Source organism: Protaetiibacter larvae (assembly GCF_008365275.1).
GTDB lineage: Bacteria > Actinomycetota > Actinomycetes > Actinomycetales > Microbacteriaceae > Homoserinibacter > Homoserinibacter larvae.
In genome coordinates this window covers 1,237,442-1,255,998 of record NZ_CP043504.1, presented here as the reverse complement: position 1 = coordinate 1,255,998, position 18,557 = coordinate 1,237,442, and the positions used below count along the sequence as shown (strand labels likewise).

Genomic DNA, 18,557 nt, shown 5'->3' with positions numbered 1-18,557 from the left:
GATTCCGCTCACCCCCCGAGTCTACGTGCGGGTTCATGGCGCGGCTGGAGCTACGACCCGTCGGCGGGAGGCGTTTCTCCCGCCCCGGTGTCGCGGCTCCAGCCGCGCCATGAACACCGGGCAGGGGGCGGGGGGATCGGGGGTGTGCCGTAGCCTGGCGGCATGAGCGAGGTCCAGGCGCCGAGCGCCGAGCATCCGTGGCCCGTCGCCACGCTCTCGGGCAAGGTGAAGGACTACATCGACCGCCTCGGCTCGGTGTGGGTGGAGGGCGAGCTCACCCAGTGGAACCTGGCGCGCGGCATCGTCTACGCGAAGCTCAAAGACCTCGAGCAGGACGTCACCGTCTCGCTCACGGTGTGGAGCTCGACGCTGCAGCGGCTGACCGAGCAGTTCGCCCAGGGCGACCGCGTGGTGGCGCTCGTGAAGCCCGACTACTGGCTGCGCGGCGGCACCCTCTCGATGGTGGCATCCGAGCTGCGGCACGCCGGCCTCGGCGACCTGCTCGCGCAGCTCGAGAAGCTCAAGCAGACCCTCCGCGCCGAGGGTCTGTTCGAGCCGGAGCGCAAGAAGAAGCTGCCGTTCCTGCCGCAGTGCATCGGCCTCGTCACCGGCAAGGACTCGGATGCCGAGAAGGATGTGCTGCGCAACGCCCAGCTGCGCTGGCCGCAGGTCGCGTTCCGGGTGAAGCACGCCGCGGTGCAGGGCGACCGGGCGGCCCGCGAGGTGGCGGCCGCCATCCGGGAACTGGATGCCGACCCCGAGGTCGACGTCATCATCGTCGCCCGCGGCGGCGGCGACTTCCAGAACCTGCTCGTGTTCAGCGACGAGCAGCTCGTGCGCACCGCAGCCGCCTGCGAGACGCCGCTCGTCTCGGCGATCGGCCACGAGGCCGACAGCCCGCTGCTCGACCTCGTCGCCGACCTGCGCGCCTCGACGCCCACGGATGCCGCCAAGCGCGTCGTGCCGGATGTCGCCGAAGAGGCTGCCCGCGTGCAGCAGGCGCGCGCCCGCATCGCCCTGTGGGTGTCGGGCCTCATCACGGGCGAGATCGAGCGCATCGCCGCGCTGCGCTCGCGGCCCGCGCTCGCCGACCCCGGGGTGCTCGTGCAGACGCGCGCCGAAGACCTCATCCGGCTCGTCGACCAGGGATCGCGGCTCATGCAGTTGCGCGTCGAGCGCGCCGAGACCGGCGTGCGCGAGCTCACCGCCCAGCTGCGGGCCCTCTCGCCGCAGCGCACCCTCGATCGCGGCTACGCCGTGGTGCGCGGTGCCGACGGGCGCATCGTGCGCGACGCCGCCGAGACGAGCGCGGGCGACAGCCTCGAGATCCGGCTGGCGCGCGGCGAGATCGCGGCGACCGCCCGCTGAGTCGGCCGCCCGCGCAGCGGGACCACGCCGAGCGCGACCGCCGTCGCGACCGGCAGGAGCACGCCGGGCAGGAACGCACCGACCCCGGACGCCGCGGCGCCGGCGAGCGCGACGCCGGTGACCGCGAGCTCCGGCAGCAGCACCCGCAGTCGCATCGCGGCACCCCGGCGGACGGCGTGCTTGGGAGTGACCCGGAAGCGCGCCGCCCGGCCGCCGAGCAGCCGGAGGAGAGCGCAGAGGCAGGCGACCAGCAGCGAGGCGTAGACGGCGGGGACCAGCAGCGCCACCGCGAGCGCCCGGGCGATCCGCCCCGCCCTGAGCAGCCTCACCAACTCGCCCGCGACCGGGGCGAGCCCCGCGAGCGCCGCGAGGACACCGGCCCCCACCGGGAAGGCGCGCGCACCCGCGAGCACCCCGCCCGCGATGACCGCGACCCCGCCGCCCAGTACGGCGGCGGGCACGAGCAGGTGGGCGATCAGGATCTCCAGGCGCTCGGCGAGCGGGAACGGCGCACGCAGGATGCGCCATCCCGAGCGCACCACGAGCTCGAACGCACCCTCCAGGTACTTCAGCTGCTGCACGCGGAACGCGGGGTAGTCGACCGGGGCGTCCTCCTCGCCGAGCACCTCCGGTGCATCCACGATGCGGTAGCCGGCGGCGCGCAGCTCGACGGTGAGCGCGACATCCTCCACGACCCGCCTGGGCACCCCGCCCACCGCGCGCACGGCCGCGACATCCAGCAGCGCGACGCGGCCGAGGAACCACGGCGCGGGACGTCCGGACTGGCTCGTCGCGAGATGGGTTCCCGGCAGGGCGCCGAGGAGCGCGGCGAACGGCGACCCGGCCACGCGCGGCACCGGACGCCCCTGCACCACGGCCACGCCGGGGGTGCGGCGCGCGTGCAGGCGACGCACGGCATCCGGGGCGAGCGCCTGATCGGCGTCCACGAGCACCCAGAACGGGAACTCGTCGGCGAGCACTTCGAGTGCGTTCGAGAGGTTGCCCGCCTTGAAGCCGCGGCGCTCCGCGCGCCGGATGACGCGGGCCGGATGCTCGCGCACGAAACGATCGACGCGCGCCCGGCCCTCGGCGGTACGCGAGTCGTCGAGGATGACGAGCTCGACCGGCACATCCTGCGCCGCGCACGCGCGGGCGCGCTCGGCGGCGAAGTCGTCGGCCGTGCACATCACGATCGCCGTGCGCGGCACCACCACCGGCGCGACGGGCGGCTCCCCGGATCGCACCCGAGACGCCGCGAACAGCAGGACGAGTTGGTGGATGCCGGATGCCCAGACCGGCACCGACGCGAACGCGAACACCGCCCCCGCGAGCGCGACCGGGGCATCCGCCGGGAAGGTCGACACGACGAGAGTCGCTGCGACAAGAGGAACCACGACGCTGAGCGCGATGAGGGTGAGCCGCGCGAGCGGAGCGAATCGGGAAGGCGACATGACCGCACCCCACCACGCCCGCGCACCCCGGCGACAGCGCGCGCGAGCGGTTCCGGGGAAAGCCCAGGGACTCCCCTGACGCCGCCCCCGATGGGCACCCCGAGCCGGTCGGGGCGTCGGCGGAGCGTCCTAGACTGAGAGCATGACCGACGCCACCCCCGACGTCGCCTCGCTCAGCTACGAGCAGGCGCGCGACGAGCTCGTGCAGGTGGTCACCCGGCTCGAGCAGGGCGGCGCCACCCTCGAGGAGTCCCTCGCCCTGTGGGAGCGCGGCGAAGCGCTCGCCCGGCGCTGCGAGGAGTGGCTCGGCAGCGCGAAGGCCCGACTCGACGCCGCGCGCGCGGCGGCCGAGGAATCGTGAGCCCCCGCCAGCCGGGCGTCGACGCCGACGGTCGGCCCATCGTCGCCGAGCTCGGCCGCGCCGAGACCGCGCAGGAGACCGCCGAGCGCAAAGCCGCCGCATCCGCCAAACGCCGCAACAACCAGACGGTGCTCAACCTGAGCATCGCCACCGTGGCCTCCGTGCTCATCGCCATCTTCCTCGTCTACGCGGTAGGCCTCACCGACCAGGGCTCGCGCATCGACCCGGTCGACTACCGGGCCGCCGCCGAGGCGGCCCAGGACAGCTTCAGCGAACCGCTCGCGACCCCCCAGCTGAGCGACGACTGGTCGGCGAACCGCGCCGAGATCGTGCGCGGCAGCGACGGCGTCACCTCCTGGCAGATCGGGTTCGTCACCCCGAATCAGCGCTACATCGCGCTCATCCAGGCCGTCGACGCCAACCCCAGCTGGCTCGCCGACACCGTGCGCGACGCGCAGCAGCAAGGCACCCGCGCGATCGGGGGACGGGACTGGCAGGTGTACGACCGGCGCGACGCCTCCGATCCCGGGAATGTGGCCTTCGCGCTCGTGACCGTGTCGGGCGCCTCCACGATCGTGCTCGCCGGCACGGCCGACGACCCCGAGTTCGAGGTGCTCGCCGAAGCAGTCGCGGCGGAGCTCGACTCGTGAGCGACACCGAGGCGCGCACCCCCGCCGACGTGTGGCGCGAGATGCTGCGCGGCAACCAGCGCTTCGTCGCCGGCACCCCGCAGCATCCGCGTCAGGATGTCGAGCGCCGGGAGGAGCTCGCCCTCGCCCAAGCGCCGCACGCGGCGCTGTTCGGCTGCAGCGACTCGCGCCTCGCGGCCGAGATCATCTTCGACAAGGGCCTCGGCGACCTGTTCGTCGTGCGCAACGCCGGACAGGTCATCTCTGACTCGGTGATCGGATCGCTCGAATACGCCGTCGAAGTGCTGCACGTGCCGCTCATCCTCGTGCTCGGCCACGACGCCTGCGGGGCCGTCGCCGCCGCCATCGACTCCACCAAGCCCGACGCACGGCCGCTGCCGCCGCACATCGCCGAACTCATCGCCCCGATCATCCCCGCCGTGCATCGCGCCGCCGCCGCCGGTCACGCCCACGACGCCGTCGAGGTGGGCCGCGAGCACCTGCGCGACACCGTCGCCGAACTGCTGCAGCGCTCCGAGCTCATCAGCGACCGGATCGCCGCGGGTACGCTGGCTGTCGTCGGAGCGAACTACAAGCTCCTCGAGGGCACCGCCGTACCGGATGTGGTCATCGGCAACGTGCTGCTCGCCGAGCACTGAACCCTCCCCCGCGATCCGCACTGAAAGGCACACCCATGGGCACCGAGGCCGAGTACCGCATCGAGCACGACACGATGGGCGAGGTGCGGGTCCCCGTGACGGCCCTGTATCGCGCCCAGACGCAGCGGGCCGTCGAGAACTTCCCCATCTCGGGCACCGGGCTCGAAGCCGCCCAGATCGTGGCCCTCGCGCGCATCAAGCGCTCGGCCGCCATCGTCAACGCCGAGCTCGGCGTGCTCGCGGCGGATGTCGCGGACGCGATCGTCGCCGCCGCGGACGAGATCATCGCGGGCGCCCACCACGACCAGTTCCCGGTGGACACCTACCAGACCGGCTCCGGCACGAGCTCCAACATGAACATGAACGAGGTGCTCGCCACCCTCGCCACCGAGAAGCTCGGCGCACCCGTCCACCCCAACGACCACGTCAACGCCTCCCAGTCGTCCAACGACGTCTTCCCCACCTCGGTGCACGTCGCCGTGACCGGCGCGCTGCTGCACGACCTCGTGCCGGCCCTCGACCACCTCGCAACCGCGCTCGAGGCGAAGGCCGAGCTGTGGAAGGGCGCCGTGAAGCCCGGTCGCACCCACCTCATGGACGCCACCCCCGTCACCCTCGGCCAGGAGTTCGGCGGCTATGCCCGCCAGGTGCGGCTCGGCATCGAACGCATCCACTCGACGCTGCCCCGCGTGGCCGAGGTGCCGCTCGGCGGCACGGCCGTCGGCACCGGCATCAACACCCCGAAGGGCTTCCCGCAGAAGGTGATCGCCGAACTCGCGGCCTCATCCGGGCTTCCGGTCACCGAGGCGGTCGACCACTTCGAGGCGCAGGGTGCGCGCGACGGGCTCGTCGAGGCATCCGGCGCGCTGCGCGTTGTCGCGGTGTCGCTCACCAAGATCTCCAACGACCTGCGCTGGATGGGGTCCGGACCCAACACGGGTCTCGGCGAGCTGCACATCCCCGATCTGCAGCCCGGCTCCTCGATCATGCCCGGCAAGGTGAACCCGGTGATCCCGGAGGCCGTCATCATGGTCGCCGCGCGCGTGATCGGCAACGACGCGACCGTCGCCTGGGCGGGCGCCTCCGGCAACTTCGAGCTCAACGTCGCCATCCCGGTGATGGGCACGGCGCTGCTGGAATCGATCCGCCTGCTCGCCAACTCGAGCCGCGTGCTCGCCGACAAGACCGTCGACGGCCTCGAGGCAAACCTCGACCGTGCGGCAGCGCTCGCCGGGATGTCGCCCTCGATCGTGACGCCGCTCAACAAGTACATCGGCTACGAGAACGCGGCGAAGATCGCCAAGCACGCGGTCGCGAAGGGCATCACGGTGCGCGAGGCCACGATCGACCTCGGCTTCGTGGAGCGCGGCGAGCTCACGCTCGACCAGCTCGACGCGGCGCTCGACGTGCTCTCGATGACCCGCCCGGGCTGAGCCGCACTCTCCCCCGCTGCGTGGTGCGGTTTCGGCCGGATGGCGCGCTTTCGCGGCGCCCATCCGGCCGAAACCGCACCAGCGACCACGCGCCGCGCTACCAGCGCACGGTGCCGAAGAAGAAGATCGTGCACAGCCCGAGCGCGATGAGACCCGCGAGGTTGACGAAGCGCAGATTCCGGTAGAACGAGGCCGGGTTGCGATCCTCCTCGGGCGGCGCCCCCCAGTAGCCGAGCCACCGCCACTGCATCCGCGGCAGGATCAAGCCCCACGCCGTCAACAGCAACCCGAGCAACAGGGGCAGCAGGAACCATCCGGGCATATCCGTGAGAGTACGCACTTCGGGGCTCCGTGGAGCCCATTCGAGCCCCGAAGTACGTACTTTCGGGGAGACTCAGGCGAGCTCGTTCGACTCCAGCAGCTCGGTGACGAGTGCCGCGATCGCGGAGCGCTCGCTGCGGGTCAAGGTGATGTGGGCGAAGAGCGGATGCCCCTTGAGCGTCTCGATCACGGAGGCGACCCCGTCGTGGCGGCCGACGCGCAGGTTGTCCCGCTGCGCGATGTCGTGGGTGAGCACCACCCGCGAATTCTGGCCGATGCGCGAGAGCACCGTGAGCAGCACGTTGCGCTCGAGCGACTGCGCCTCGTCCACGATCACGAAGGCGTCGTGCAGCGAGCGTCCCCGGATGTGGGTGAGCGGCAGCACCTCGAGGATGCCGCGCTCCACGACCTCCTCGAGCACGTTCTCGGAGACGAGGGCGCCGAGGGTGTCGAACACCGCCTGGCCCCAGGGGCTCATCTTCTCGTCCTTGTCGCCGGGCAGGTAGCCGAGCTCCTGGCCGCCGACCGCGTAGAGCGGGCGGAACACCATGATCTTCCGGTGCTGCTGCTTCTCGAGCACCGCCTCGAGGCCCGCGCACAGCGCGAGCGCCGACTTGCCGGTGCCGGCGCGTCCGCCGAGCGACACGATCCCGATCTCGGGGTCGAGCAGCAGGTCGATCGCGAGCCGCTGCTCGGCGCTGCGGCCGTGCAGGCCGAAAACGTCGCGGTCGCCGCGCACGAGCTTGTATTCGCCGCGCGAGGTCACCCGCCCGAGCGCCGATCCGCGGTCGGAGTGGATGACGAGGCTCGTGTTGACCGGCAGCTCCTGCACCCCGCGGCTCGCGCCCTTCTCGGAGTCGTAGAGCTCGGCCATCTGCTCGCTCGAGATCTCGAGATCGGCGACGCCCGTCCATCCCGAGTCGACCGCGAGCTCGGCGCGGTACTCCTGGGCGGCGAGGCCGATCGAGGCGGCCTTGACGCGCAGCGGCAGGTCCTTCGAGACCACGACGACATCCAGTCCGTCGTTGGCGAGGTTGAGGGCAACCGCGAGGATGCGCGAGTCGTTGTCGTTCAGCTGCAGACCGGACGGCAGCACCGACATGTTGGAGTGGTTGAGCTCGACGCGCAGCGAGCCGCCGTCGTCGCCGACGGCGATCGGGAAGTCGAGCCGTTCATGCTCGACGCGCAGGTCGTCCAGGATGCGGAGGGCCTGCCGGGCGAAGTAGCCGATCTCGGGATCGTGGCGCTTGGCCTCGAGTTCGGTGACCACGACCACCGGGAGCACCACCGAGTGCTCGGCGAAGCGGTAGATGGCTTTCGGGTCGCTCAGCAGCACCGAGGTGTCGAGCACGTACGTGCGCTCCCCCTGCATCCGATCCTGATCTGCGCCGGTCGTGGACTTCTGCTGGGGCTTGTCGAGCGCGGGCACTCCCACTCCATCCCCGGGTGGGATGCCACCCGGATCCTGTCGCGGATCGGCCAGGGGCTCGACGGATGCGAACGTGTGTGGCCGCTCCGACCAGGCACGGTGCCTGATGTCCTGACGCTAAGCCCGCCCCGCGCCCGCCCCGGACCACGACACGCACCCACTGTGTTACGAGTTCGTGAACCCGAGGGGTCGCACGGTGCGCGAGACACGCCGGGATGGGGGCGCGGTGCGATCCCTCGCCGGGCGGCTCAGCGGCCGACGGCGGTCGCGAACGACATGAGCGCCGAGCGCAGCATCGCGAGCGTCTCGGCGTCGGTGGAGGCGTGCGGCGCGAGCCGCACGGTGCCGCCCCGGATGGTGCAGCTGATGCCGTGGTTGTGCAGCGCCGCCGACAGCACGGTGAGGTGGTCGGCGTCGGGCTCGATCACGACGATCCCCGCCCGCTCCGCCTCGGCGCGCGGCGACACGATCGGCAGCCCGAACTCGTCGGTCACGTCGATGACGTCGCTCACGCGCTCCGCGATCCGGGCGGCGATCGCGGGCACACCCGCCTCGGCGATCTCCTCGAGCGCCGCCGCGAAACGGGCTTGGGCGATCGGGTCGGGGTTGCTCACCCGGAAGGCGCGCGCGTCGCGGGCCGGCTCCGGCACCTCGTCGACCACGAGACCTTCCGCGTCGGTGCCCGTGAAGCCCGACCACACCGGGGTCAGCCGCTCGAGCGCACGATCCGACAGCGCGAGGAACCCGGTGCCCCAGCCCGCGCGCGGCCACTTCTGACCCCCGGCCGCCACCACATCCGCCACCGAGTAGGGCGCGTCGACCACGCCGAAGCCCTGGGTGGCGTCCACGATCAGCAGCCGGTCGCCGATCACCTGCCGGATGCCCTCGAGGTCGACGAGGTAGCCCGTGCGGAAGTCGACGAGGCTCACCGCGACGGCCGAGACGGAGGAGTCGAGCTGGTCGCGCAGGTTGCCCGGCGTCACCCGCCCGTGGTCGGTCTCGATCCATCGGGGCGACGCCGCACCGAGCGCCTGCTGCGAACGCACCGCGGCGAAGGTCAGCGAGGGGAACTCGGCGGGCGACAGGGCGACGCCGCCCGTGATGCCGAAGAGCGCGTGCATGAGCCCCTGGCTCGTATTGGGCTGGAACACCACCTGCCCGGGGGCGAATCCCGATGCGGCGGCGACCGCCTCGCGCACGCGGGCGTCCTGGGCGAACAGCGGCGCGAAGGAGCCGAACCGTGCCCGCGACAGCACGCTCGCGAACACGTCGATCTCGCCCTGCACGGCGTCGCCGATCGGGCCGACTCCGGCGAAGTCGAGGTATCCGGGCTCCTCATGGAAGCGCGAGGCGTAGTCGTCGATCGAAAGCGGCATGGGGTGGGTGGCCTCACTGTCCGTAGCGGCGGTGGCGCGTGGCGTAGGAGCGCAGGGCGCGCAGGAAGTCGACCTCGCGCAGGTCGGGGCCGAGCGCCTCCACGAAGTAGAACTCGCTGTGCGCCGACTGCCACAGCATGAAGTCGGAGAGCCGCTGCTCGCCCGAGGTGCGGATGATGAGGTCGGGATCCGGCTGGCCCTGCGTGTACAGGTGCTCGCCGATCAGCTCGGGCGTGAGGATGCCGGCGAGCTCCTCGATCGTGCCGCCCGCGTCGCCGTGGCTGCGCACGATGCTGCGCATGGCGTCCGCGATCTCGCGTCGTCCGCCGTAGCCGACCGCGAGGTTCACGTGCAGTCCCCGGTTGCCGATCGTGCGATCCTCGGCGGCCCGCAGCGCGGCCACGAGCGGCCCGGGCAGCCCCTCGGTGGTGCCGACGTGCTGGATGCGCCAATCCGCCGCGCGCGAGAGATCGTCGGCGAGGTCGGCGATGATCTCGAACAGCTGGTCGAGCTCGTCGCTCGACCGGCCGGAGAGGTTGTCGGTCGACAGCAGGTAGATCGTGACGACCCGGATGCCGAGCTCGTCGCACCAGCCGAGGAACTCGCGCATCTTCTCGGCGCCCGCGCGGTGGCCGTGGGCCGCCGTCTCGAGCGCCCGCTCACGGGCCCAGCGGCGGTTGCCGTCGATGATCATGGCGACATGGTGCGGCAGCTCGGCGCCCTGCAGCTGCCTGCGCAGGCGTGCCTGATACAGGCCGTACAGGGGGCCGGAGCCCCCGGGCTCCTGCCGCTCGGTCACGGAGCTACGGTAGCCGACCCGGTGCCCAGCCGCGATCCAGTGGACTCCCAGGCTGCGCGCACGTCGCGCCCATAGGATCGCGCCATGACTGCAGCGGGCCTTCCGAAGCTGCCGCTGCTCGAGGACGAACTCGACCATCCCCCGGTCGAGACCAAGCCCACCTGGCGCGGCTGGCTTCACGCCGGAACCTTCCCTCTCGCGATCGCCCTCGGCATCGTGCTCATCTGCCTCGCCGACGGAGCCGCCGCGAAGTGGGCGTCCGCCGTGTTCATGGCCAGCTCGCTCCTGCTGTTCGGCATCTCGGCGACCTACCACCGCTTCAACTGGTCACCCAAGGTGAAGGCGGTGTTCCGGCGCCTCGACCACTCCAACATCTTCCTGCTCATCGCCGGCACCTACACCCCGCTCGCGGTGTGCGCGCTGCCCGCCGACAAGGCCGTCGTGCTGCTGTCGCTCGTCTGGGGAGGTGCGCTGCTCGGGATCGGCTTCCGGATCTTCTGGCTGAAGGCCCCGCGCTGGCTGTACGTGCCGCTGTACGTCGCCCTCGGCTGGGCGGCGATGATGTACGTCGTCGACCTCGTGAACGCGAACGTGGCGATGATGGTGCTCGTGCTGGTGGGCGGCGTGGCCTACACGACGGGGGCCGTGTTCTACGCGCTCAAGCGGCCGAACCCGATCCCCGGCGTGTTCGGATTCCACGAGCTGTTCCACGCCTGCACGGTGATCGCGTTCCTGTGCCACTGGACCGCGATCCTGCTGATCGTGTTGGCGCCGCGATAGTCCGCGGCGCGCCGGTTCGCCGGCCGCGCGCGTGCGCCCGGCGAACCGAGTGCGCACACAGCGGAGTCGAGAGTCAGTCGTCGTCGCGCGGGGCGGACTCCGCGGCGGCCTCCTCGGCATCCAGCCGCTCGGCGATCTCGGCACGGTAGCGGACGCGACGCGTGCGCCGGTTCATGTCGATGATGATGACGATCGTGGCGAGGATGAGGCCGAGCGTCACGAAGAAGCCGACGACGCCCGGTGTCACGAGGTTCTCGTCGAAGGGCAGGGTCGGGGTGGGGCTGGGGGTCGCCGCCCAGAGGATCCGCAGCACTGTCGCCCTTCCCGAACCGAATAGCCTGGTTCCAGCGTAATCGGCGCAAGGAGCAGTCATGACCGCGAGCGAACTCGACGCGAGGTACGGGCGGACGCCCGGCCGTCGGGCGCGCCTGCGCCTGCTCGCGATCCTCGCGGGCGTCGGCGTGGCGGTGGTCGTGATCGCGTGGGTGATCTGGGTGGGGCTGCTCGGCCCCGCGGCATCCCTCGACACCAACGACATCGGTTTCGAGGCCACCTCGCCGAGCTCGGTCGAGGTGCGCTGGGAGCTGACCGCGCCCGCCGGATCGGCGGTGTCGTGCGCGGTGAAGGCGGTCAGCGAGAAGCACGCGGTGGTCGGCTGGAAGGTCGTCGAGGTGGAGCCGTCGACGGCGACCAGCCGGAGGCTCTCGACGACGCTGCGCACGAGCGAGCCTGCCGTGAGCGGGTTGATCTACCGATGCTGGCTGACCTAGGCTGGCCCGAACGCAACACCCTGCAGAGACCGGCCGAGTGCCGGTCTCGATTGTTTGTAAGGAGCATCGATGGCCGAGACCACGACGTGGCTGACCCCGGAGTCCGCTGAGCGCCTCAAGGCGGAGCTCGCCGAGCTGGAGGGTCCTGCGCGGGTCGACATCGCGAAGAAGATCGAGGCGGCCCGTGAGGAGGGCGACCTCAAGGAGAACGGCGGCTACCACGCCGCCAAGGACGAGCAGGGCAAGATCGAGGCGCGCATCCGTCAGCTCACCGAGCTGCTGCGCACCGCGACCATCGGCGAGCCGCCGGAGAGCCACGGCGTCGTCGAGGTGGGCACCGTGGTGACGGCGAACATCGCCGGCGACGACAGCACCTTCCTGCTCGGCAGCCGCGAGATCGCCGACGGCTCCGACCTCGACGTCTACCCCGCCACGAGCCCGCTCGGACAGGCGATCCTGGGCCTCGAGATCGGTCAGGAGACCAGCTACGCCGCACCCTCGGGCAAGCAGATCACGGTGCGGATCGTCGCCGTGGAGACCTACACCGGCTGAGCCCCGTCTCCCCGAAAGTACGCGCTTCTGGGGTGTTTCCCGGGGTTGAGGGCCCAGAAGCACGTACTTTCGGGGAGAGAGTCAGACCGGGTCGACGCGCGGCCGGTAGCCGGCGTCGCGCAGGCGGCGCAGCACGAGTTCGGCGTGCTCCGCGCCGCGGGTCTCCATGTGGATCTCGATCTCGACCTCGCTGATGAGCAGCCCGTAGCCGTGCCGGGTGTGCAGCACCTCGACGACGTTGGCGTTCGCCTCGGCGATGATCTCGGCGATCCGGGCCAACTGCCCCGGGCGGTCCGGCAGCGGGATGTTGACCTTCAGGTAGCGGTGCGAGGCGGCGAGGCCGCGGCTGATCACCCGCTCCATGACCATGGGGTCGATGTTGCCGCCCGACAGCAGGATCACGGTGGGGCCGTCGACGTCGATCTGCTCGGTGAGCACCGCCGCGACGCCCACGGCGCCCGCCGGCTCGACCACGAGCTTCGCGCGCTCGAGCAGCACGACGAGCGCGCGGGCGGTGTCGTCGTCGCCGACGGTGACGACGCGGTCCACCGCCTCGCGGATGATCGCGAAGTTGAGCGCGCCCGGGCGCCCCACGGCGATGCCGTCGGCGATCGTCGGCGCGGTCGTCACCGAGACGAGCTCGCCCGCGGCGAGCGACGGCGGGTACGCGGCCGCGTTCTCCGCCTGCACGCCGATCACGGTCACCCGCCGCCCCAGCTCCGGCTCCAGCTGGGCGAAGGCCGAGGCGACCCCCGCGATGAGCCCGCCCCCGCCGATCGGCACGATGACGTTCGCCACCTCGGGAAGCTGCTCGAGGATCTCGAGCGCCAGCCCGCCCTGCCCCGCCACCACATCCGGATGGTCGAACGGCGGAATGATGACGGCCCCCGTGCGCTCCGCGAACTCGGCGGCCGCCTGCAGGGTCTCGTCGACGACATGCCCGTGCAGGATCACCTCGGCACCGTAGTTGCGGGTGGCCTGCAGCTTCGGCAGGGCCACGCCGAGCGGCATGAAGATCGTCGCGGCGATGCCCAGCTCGCGCGCCGCGAGCGCCACCCCCTGCGCGTGGTTGCCGGCGGACGCCGCCACGACGCCCCGGGCGCGCTCCTCCTCGGTCAGCTGGGAGAGCCGGTTGTAGGCACCGCGGATCTTGTACGAACCGGTGCGCTGCAGGCTCTCGGCCTTGAGGTGCACGGGCTGCCCGAGGATGTCGGAGAGGAAGCGCGACTCGTCCATCGGGGTGACGACGGCGACCGCGGACGCGCGCTCGCGCGCGGCACGGATCTCGGCGAGGGAGGGTCCGGGCAGCTCAGCGGTCACGGGCGGTTCGGCCTCTCGTCGGGGGGATGACATCCGCGACACTCGGATGCGGGTGGGTGCGCCAGTCGCCGCGGGCGATGTAGCCGATGATCGCGTTGAGGGTGGCGGCGAGCGGAACCGCGAACAGCGCCCCCGGGATCCCGGCGAGGAATCCGCCGGCCGCGACCACGATGACGACCGCGAGCGGGTGGATCTTGACGGCGTTGCCGACCAGGAAGGGCTGCAGCACGTGGCCTTCGAGCTGCTGCACGCCGATCACGATGAGCAGCATCACGAAGGCCTGCCACGGCCCCATGAACACGAGCGCGACGAACACCGCGATCGCCCCCGAGACGACCGCGCCGACGACGGGGATGAAGGAGCCGAGGAACACGACGATCGCGATCGGGATCACGAGCGGGAAACCACCGTAGAACAGCCCCAGGATGAAGGCGCCGAGCCCGATGCCGACGGCGTCGATGAAGGCCACGAGCACCTGCACGCGCACGAAGGTCGAGAGGGTGATCCAGCCGGCCTCACCCCCGCCGACGAGCGCGGCGCGGGCGTTGCGCGGGAAGAGCCGCACGATCCAGTTCCAGATGCCGCGGCCGTCGATGAGGATGAACAGGGTCGCGAAGAGCACGAGCAGCAGCCCGGCCAGGAAGTGGCCGAGCCCCGAGCCGAAGGCGAGCGCGCTCGACCAGAGGGCGCTCGTGTCGGCACGCAGGCTCTCGAGGAAGCCCTCCGCCCAGGCGTTGATGTCGTCGGCGGAGAGGTGCAGGGGCGAATCGAGGAGGAACTGCTTGAGATCCTCCCAGCGCAGCAGCGTCTGGTCGACGAGCGCCGGGTAGCCGCTGATGATGGTGCGCACCGTGAGCCAGATGAGGCCCGTGAGGATCGCGAGGATGCCGACCTCGCTCACGGCGATCGCGAGCCACCTCGGCCAGCGGTGCCGCTGCAGCCAGTTCGAGAACGGCACGAGCAGCGCCGCGAGCAGCATCGCCACCAGGAGGGGCACGACGATGTAGCGCAACTGCACGACGAGGAACAGCACGAGCGCCACGACCCCGGCCACGACGAGCACGCGCCACGACCAGGCGGCGGCGATCCGCATCCCGGGCGCCACGGAGTCGGCGACGTGGGCGTCGACCTGGCGGCGCGCCTCCTCGTCGCGAGCACGATCGCTGCGGAATCCGAAGGCCACGGAACCAGTGTAGGCGCGGGCGTATTCCGCGAAGGGGACACCCGCTGGTCACCGCGACAGCATGCGCTGTTCACCCCGGCCGGGCGTTTCCGTCACCGGGCGTGCATACGGTCGCGTTCGTCGCGTCACCCGCGACCCGCGCCGCGGCGCGAACCCACCGAGAGGAACAGCATCCCCATGACAACCCTTCTCCGCACCCCCCGCCTGGGCGCCGGCCTCGCCGTCGTCGCGGCGGCGACCCTCGCGCTCACCGCGTGCGCGGGCGACGCCCCCGCCGCCGGCGACAGCAAGGCGGCGACCGCGACGAGCGTCGCCGACTTCGGCACCTTCGCCGACCTCGAGGCCGCCGCCAAGAAGGAGGGCGCGCTCAACGTCATCGCGCTCCCCCGCGACTGGGCCAACTACGGCGCGGTCATCGACGCCTTCAAGGCCAAGTACCCCGAGATCACGGTCAACGAGTCCTCGCCCGACATCTCCAGCGCCGAAGAGATCCAGGCCGCCAAGACCAACGAGGGGCTCGACACCGCCCCCGACGTCTTCGACCTCGGCCTCACCGTCGCCCTGCAGAACACCGACGTGTTCGCGCCCTACAAGGTGCAGACCTGGGACGACATCCCCGACGCGCTGAAGGAGTCGACGGGACTGTTCGTCGGCGACTACGGCGGGTACATGTCGATCGGCTACGACTCGTCCAAGTTCCCGGAGCCGGAGAGCCTCGACGACCTGCTCGGATCGGACTACAAGGCCTCGGTCGCCATCAACGGCGACCCGACCCAGGCCGGCGCGGCCTTCGCGGCCGTCGGGCTCGCGACCGTGCAGTCGGGCGGAGACCTCGACGACTTCCAGCCCGGCATCGACTTCTTCAGCGAGCTCAACAAGGCCGGCAACATGCTGAAGCTCGACGTGACGAGCGCCACCATCGCGAGCGGCGAGACCCCCGTCGTCTTCGACTGGGACTACCTCAACGCGACGCACGTCGCCGACAACAAGGCATGGAAGGTGCGGGTGTTCCCCGGCACCGGCTACGCGGGCTACTACAACCAGGCCGTCAACAAGAACGCCCCGCACCCGGCTGCCGCACGGCTCTGGCAGGAGTTCCTGTACAGCGACGAGGGTCAGAACCTGTGGCTCAAGGGCGGCGCCCGCCCCGCGCGCATGGAGGCCATGACCGCCGCCGGGACGATCGACGCGGACGCCGCGGCAGCGCTCCCCGCCGCACCGACGACCGTCGTCGTGCCGTCCGAGGCGCAGTCCACGGCCGCCGGCACCCTGCTCGGCGAGAAGTGGGCGGCCGCGGTTCAGTGAACAACGCGACCGTGGTGAGCGATCCGCAACCGGATCGAACCGCAACCCTCGACGGGGTGGAGCCGACCGCTCCGCCCCGTCGGGGCGCGTCGCGCCTGCTCGCGTGGCTGGGGCTCGTGCCGTTCGCCGCCTACGTGGTCGTGTTCCTCGCCCTCCCCACGGTGCTCGCGCTCGCCTCCGGCCTGTTCGACGCGGACGGCGCCTTCACCCTCGACAACCTCGGCGCGCTCGGCGACCCGGTGATCCTCGCCACCTTCTGGAGCTCCACCTGGCTGTCGCTGCTGACGGCCGTGCTCGGCGCGGTGTTCGGAGCCCTCGTCTGCTACGCGATGCTCGGACTCTCGGAGACGGGCGGCATCCGCACGGCCGTCGACGCCGCCGCCGGGGTGTTCGCCCAGTTCGGCGGGGTCATGCTCGCCTTCGCCTTCATCGCCACGATCGGGCTGAAGGGCGTCGTCACGCAGCTGCTGCTCGGCGCCGGCATCGACATCTTCGCCGACGGCCCCTGGATCTACGAGCTGCCGGGACTCATCCTCCCCTACGTCTTCTTCCAGATCCCGCTCATGGTCATCACCTTCATGCCGGCGCTCTCGGCGCTCAAGCCCCAGTGGGCCGAAGCCAACCTGACCCTCGGCGGCACGCGATCCTCGTTCTGGCTGCGGATCGGGTTCCCGGTGCTCGCGCCCTCGTTCCTCGCCTGCACCCTCCTGCTGTTCGCGAACGCCTTCTCGTCGTACGCGACCGCCGCTGCGCTCGCGAGCCAGGGCTCGCAGATCGTTCCGCTGCAGATCCGCACGGCCTTGACGAGCGAGACCGTGCTCGGCCGGGAGAACCTCGCCGGGGCACTCGCCCTCGGCATGATCGTCGTCGTGGGGGTCGTCATGTGGCTCTACTCGCTCATCCAGCGCCGAGCCGCGAGGTGGCAGGCATGAACGGCCTCGCCCCCTCGCGCCTCACCCGCTGGATCATCGGCATCGTCGTCGGGGCGTTCTTCGCGATCCCGCTGCTGTCGACCTTCCTCTACACGCTGCGCGACGACGACGGCTTCTCCCTCGTGCACTGGACGAACCTGTTCGACCCGGCCAAGGCGTCCACCTACGCACCCATCTGGGTGGGTCTCGGGAACTCGATCGTGCTCTCGGTGGTGACCGTGGCGATCGTGCTGTTCGTGCTGGCGCCGACCATGATCCTCGTGCACCTGCGGTTCCCGAAGCTGCGCTCCGGGTTCGAGTTCCTCGTGCTGCTGCCCATCTCGATCCCCGCGATCGTGCTCGTCGTGGGTCTGGCGCCCATCTACCTGCAGATCGGGCGGGCGCTCGGCACGGGCGCCTGGACGCTCGCCTTCGCCTACGGCATCACCGTGCTGCCGTTCGCCTACCGCGCCATCCAGGCCTCCATCGACGCCGTCGACGTCCGCACCCTCGCCGAGGCCGCGCGGTCGCTGGGCTCCGGCTGGGGCACCGTCGTGCTGCGCGTCATCGCCCCCAATCTGCGGACCGGCCTGCTGGCCGCTTCCCTCATCTCGGTCGCGGTCGTGCTCGGCGAGTTCACGATCGCGTCGCTGCTGAACCGCCAGGTCTTCCAGACGGCGCTCGTGGTCGTGAAGAACACCGACGGGTACGCGGCCGCCGTGTTCACCCTCCTCGCGCTGGCTCTCGCCTTCGCGCTGCTCATCGTCATCGGACTCGCGGGACGCGCCCGCACCGGAAAGGCCGGATCGTGACCTCGCCCAGCTCCGTACGCCCCCTGCCCTCCACCTCGGAGAACTCCCTGCTCGCGGACGCCGGCAGCGGCACGCGCGTGCAGTTCCGCGGCATCGTCAAGGACTACGGGTCCACCCGCGTGCTGCACGGTCTCGACCTCGACATCGCACCCGGCGAGTTCGTCTCGCTGCTCGGCCCCTCGGGATGCGGCAAGACGACCGCCCTGCGGGTGCTCGCCGGGCTCGAGCAGGCGAACGGCGGTGCGGTGCTGCTCGGCGGCACCGACGTCTCGGGGGTGCCCACCAACAAGCGCGACATCGGCATGGTGTTCCAGTCGTATTCGCTGTTCCCGCACCTGCGGGTGATCGACAACACGGCCTTCGGACTGCTGCGTCGCAAGGTGGCGCGCGCCGAGGCGCAACGGCGGGCGTCCGACGCCCTCGCCCTCGTCGGACTCGACCACCTGGCGGACCGTTTCCCGCATCAGCTCTCGGGCGGACAGCAGCAGCGGGTGGCGCTCGCCCGCGCGCTCGTCACCGAGCCGCGCGTGCTGCTGCTCGACGAGCCGCTCTCGGCACTCGACGCGAAGGTGCGCGTGCAGCTGCGGGACGAGATCCGCCGCATCCAGCTGCGTCTCGGCATCACCACGGTGTTCGTCACCCACGATCAGGAGGAGGCACTCGCCGTCTCCGACCGGATCGCGGTCATGAATGCGGGCCGGATCGAGCAGATCGGCACTCCCGAAGAGCTCTACCTGCGCCCCGCGACGCCGGGTGTGGCCGCGTTTGTGGGCCTCTCGAGCCTCGTCGCGGGGGTCGGCGAGGGCGCGACGGTGCGCGTCTGGGATGTCGCGCTCCCCGTGGCCGGAGCCCCGGTCACCGGCCAGGTGGAGGTGTTCATCCGGCCCGAGAACGTGAGGATCGTGGCGTCCGGGGGGATCGAGGCGAGCGTGCAGGAGAGCACCTTCCTCGGAAGCTTCCGCCGCACCCTCGTGCGCACCGCGGACGGCACCATGGTGCGGCTGCAGCATCCGGCCTCGGAGCGGGTCGAATACGACGACCGGGTGCGCATCACGATCGACCCGGAGCCCGTGTCGGTGCGGCCGTCGGCCTGACGCT

20 protein-coding genes are annotated in these 18,557 nt (G+C 71.4%); 12 read left to right on the top strand and 8 right to left on the bottom strand.

Annotation, left to right across the window (positions count from 1 at the left end; genetic code table 11):
- Positions 1-162 precede the first annotated feature (162 nt).
- Entirely contained in the window at positions 163-1,368 is a 1,206-nt protein-coding gene (gene xseA, locus FLP23_RS05910; protein WP_149325002.1) for an exodeoxyribonuclease VII large subunit, read from the top strand.
- On the opposite strand, the gene FLP23_RS05905 is transcribed toward xseA, so the two are convergent.
- A complete protein-coding gene (locus FLP23_RS05905; protein ID WP_149325001.1) occupies positions 1,251-2,819 on the bottom strand; it encodes a glycosyltransferase family 2 protein in 1,569 nt (522 codons plus the stop codon). The genes xseA and FLP23_RS05905 overlap by 118 nt on opposite strands.
- A 142-nt stretch (positions 2,820-2,961) precedes the next feature.
- Between FLP23_RS05905 and FLP23_RS05900 the strand changes: the two genes are divergently transcribed.
- The 4 genes from FLP23_RS05900 to FLP23_RS05885 are packed head-to-tail and all read left to right on the top strand — an operon-like array spanning position 2,962 to position 5,901.
- Positions 2,962-3,180, top strand: coding sequence for an exodeoxyribonuclease VII small subunit (locus FLP23_RS05900; protein WP_149325000.1), 219 nt, complete (start codon positions 2,962-2,964; stop codon positions 3,178-3,180).
- The gene (locus FLP23_RS05895) at positions 3,177-3,830 is read left to right on the top strand and encodes a DUF4245 domain-containing protein (RefSeq protein WP_168200386.1); all 654 of its coding nucleotides are present in this window, start codon (positions 3,177-3,179) and stop codon (positions 3,828-3,830) included. Before FLP23_RS05900 ends, FLP23_RS05895 begins: the two co-directional genes overlap by 4 nt.
- Before the next feature lie 41 nt (positions 3,831-3,871).
- A complete protein-coding gene (locus FLP23_RS05890) occupies positions 3,872-4,468 on the top strand; it encodes a carbonic anhydrase (protein WP_149326216.1) in 597 nt (198 codons plus the stop codon).
- A gap of 35 nt (positions 4,469-4,503) precedes the next feature.
- Positions 4,504-5,901, top strand: a complete 1,398-nt coding sequence (locus tag FLP23_RS05885) for a class II fumarate hydratase (protein WP_149324998.1) — start codon at positions 4,504-4,506, stop codon at positions 5,899-5,901.
- Positions 5,902-5,998: 97 nt separating this feature from the next.
- Here FLP23_RS05885 and FLP23_RS05880 read toward each other — a convergent pair whose 3' ends face one another.
- The 4 genes from FLP23_RS05880 to FLP23_RS05865 all read right to left on the bottom strand — a co-directional run bounded on the left by FLP23_RS05880 (position 5,999) and on the right by FLP23_RS05865 (position 9,826).
- The gene (locus FLP23_RS05880) at positions 5,999-6,223 is read right to left on the bottom strand and encodes a hypothetical protein (protein ID WP_149324997.1); all 225 of its coding nucleotides are present in this window, start codon (positions 6,221-6,223) and stop codon (positions 5,999-6,001) included.
- Between the two features lie 72 nt (positions 6,224-6,295).
- Positions 6,296-7,594, bottom strand: a complete 1,299-nt coding sequence (gene phoH2 / locus FLP23_RS05875) for an RNA 5'-3' helicase PhoH2 (protein ID WP_149326215.1) — start codon at positions 7,592-7,594, stop codon at positions 6,296-6,298.
- 305 nt (positions 7,595-7,899) lie between these two features.
- The gene (locus FLP23_RS05870; RefSeq protein WP_149324996.1) at positions 7,900-9,027 is read right to left on the bottom strand and encodes an aminotransferase class V-fold PLP-dependent enzyme; all 1,128 of its coding nucleotides are present in this window, start codon (positions 9,025-9,027) and stop codon (positions 7,900-7,902) included.
- A gap of 13 nt (positions 9,028-9,040) precedes the next feature.
- A complete protein-coding gene (locus tag FLP23_RS05865) occupies positions 9,041-9,826 on the bottom strand; it encodes an isoprenyl transferase (RefSeq protein ID WP_246140079.1) in 786 nt (261 codons plus the stop codon).
- Positions 9,827-9,910: 84 nt separating this feature from the next.
- Here FLP23_RS05865 and trhA point away from each other — a divergent pair, with 84 nt between their 5' ends.
- On the top strand, positions 9,911-10,606 hold the full coding sequence (trhA, locus tag FLP23_RS05860) for a PAQR family membrane homeostasis protein TrhA (protein WP_149324994.1): 696 nt from the start codon (positions 9,911-9,913) through the stop codon (positions 10,604-10,606).
- A 73-nt stretch (positions 10,607-10,679) separates the two neighbouring features.
- On the opposite strand, the gene FLP23_RS05855 is transcribed toward trhA, so the two are convergent.
- Entirely contained in the window at positions 10,680-10,919 is a 240-nt protein-coding gene (locus FLP23_RS05855; RefSeq protein ID WP_149324993.1) for a hypothetical protein, read from the bottom strand.
- A gap of 58 nt (positions 10,920-10,977) precedes the next feature.
- Here FLP23_RS05855 and FLP23_RS05850 point away from each other — a divergent pair, with 58 nt between their 5' ends.
- Together FLP23_RS05850 and greA are read left to right on the top strand one after the other, a co-directional pair.
- A complete protein-coding gene (locus FLP23_RS05850; protein WP_149324992.1) occupies positions 10,978-11,376 on the top strand; it encodes a DUF4307 domain-containing protein in 399 nt (132 codons plus the stop codon).
- Between the two features lie 69 nt (positions 11,377-11,445).
- Complete coding sequence (gene greA, locus FLP23_RS05845) at positions 11,446-11,928, top strand: transcription elongation factor GreA (RefSeq protein ID WP_149324991.1); 483 nt, start codon at positions 11,446-11,448, stop codon at positions 11,926-11,928.
- Between the two features lie 81 nt (positions 11,929-12,009).
- On the opposite strand, the gene ilvA is transcribed toward greA, so the two are convergent.
- Together ilvA and FLP23_RS05835 are read right to left on the bottom strand one after the other, a co-directional pair.
- On the bottom strand, positions 12,010-13,281 hold the full coding sequence (gene ilvA, locus FLP23_RS05840; RefSeq protein ID WP_149324990.1) for a threonine ammonia-lyase: 1,272 nt from the start codon (positions 13,279-13,281) through the stop codon (positions 12,010-12,012).
- Complete coding sequence (locus FLP23_RS05835; RefSeq protein ID WP_246140078.1) at positions 13,238-14,431, bottom strand: AI-2E family transporter; 1,194 nt, start codon at positions 14,429-14,431, stop codon at positions 13,238-13,240. The genes ilvA and FLP23_RS05835 overlap by 44 nt, the downstream gene beginning before the upstream one ends.
- A 177-nt stretch (positions 14,432-14,608) precedes the next feature.
- Between FLP23_RS05835 and FLP23_RS05830 the strand changes: the two genes are divergently transcribed.
- From FLP23_RS05830 to FLP23_RS05815, 4 genes are read left to right on the top strand one after another with little or no spacing between them, the layout of a single operon-like run.
- A complete protein-coding gene (locus FLP23_RS05830; protein WP_149324989.1) occupies positions 14,609-15,736 on the top strand; it encodes an ABC transporter substrate-binding protein in 1,128 nt (375 codons plus the stop codon).
- Between the two features lie 14 nt (positions 15,737-15,750).
- Positions 15,751-16,668, top strand: coding sequence for an ABC transporter permease (locus FLP23_RS05825; protein ID WP_425468279.1), 918 nt, complete (start codon positions 15,751-15,753; stop codon positions 16,666-16,668).
- Complete coding sequence (locus tag FLP23_RS05820; RefSeq protein WP_149324988.1) at positions 16,665-17,459, top strand: ABC transporter permease; 795 nt, start codon at positions 16,665-16,667, stop codon at positions 17,457-17,459. Before FLP23_RS05825 ends, FLP23_RS05820 begins: the two co-directional genes overlap by 4 nt.
- Complete coding sequence (locus FLP23_RS05815) at positions 17,456-18,553, top strand: ABC transporter ATP-binding protein (protein ID WP_149324987.1); 1,098 nt, start codon at positions 17,456-17,458, stop codon at positions 18,551-18,553. The genes FLP23_RS05820 and FLP23_RS05815 overlap by 4 nt, the downstream gene beginning before the upstream one ends.
- The last annotated feature ends 4 nt before the right edge of the window (positions 18,554-18,557 follow it).